Consider the following 570-nt stretch of genomic DNA (forward strand, 5'->3'; position numbering starts at 1 on the left):
TGCGATACTACCGAGTGCGAGCGAGTCGGAGCGGGAGCCCGATGGCGGACAAAGATTACGCGAATAGCTCTGTAATTCGATCGCACACCATCGGTTCCGCTGAGCTGGTGCGTGTTTCTTCATACTGAAGCGCGTTGCTCTCGAACCGCTGGTTTTCGCCCGGTGGTTCCGAACCGCCGTGTCCGGGTTCGTCGCCGTGAGCCCCTACGTTGAGGTGTTTCGGCGGCCCCCACGGTCGATTCGGAAATAGTGAATGCTGTGCCGACACCGAGTACGACCGTGAGAAGACTAAACGCGGCGTCCGCCCGCCCACAATTCTACAGCAATCCAAACCTATATTAGAATGATAATGATAATGGTCTATTATGGCGCAAGTCATTATCGGCGTAGACGCCGGTACGACAGTGATTAAATCGGTCGCCTTCTCGCTCAACGGTGAGGAGCTACACAAGAGCAGTGTCGAAAACGCGGTCGACCGGCCCGCATCCGGCTGGGCAGAACAGTCCATGGTGACGACGTGGCAGAAGACCGCACAGACGCTCAGCGAGGTCGAAGACCAGTTGGACGACG

At 57.2% G+C, this 570-nt stretch carries 1 protein-coding gene; it reads left to right on the forward strand.

Annotated elements, in window-relative coordinates; all coding sequences use genetic code 11:
• Positions 1–365 precede the first annotated feature (365 nt).
• On the forward strand, positions 366–570 hold a 205-nt coding region (locus tag DVK06_RS17020), incomplete at its 3' end, for an FGGY family carbohydrate kinase (protein WP_255410390.1).

This window comes from Halorubrum sp. Atlit-28R (genome assembly GCF_003665955.1).
In the GTDB taxonomy this organism is placed as follows: domain Archaea; phylum Halobacteriota; class Halobacteria; order Halobacteriales; family Haloferacaceae; genus Halorubrum; species Halorubrum tropicale.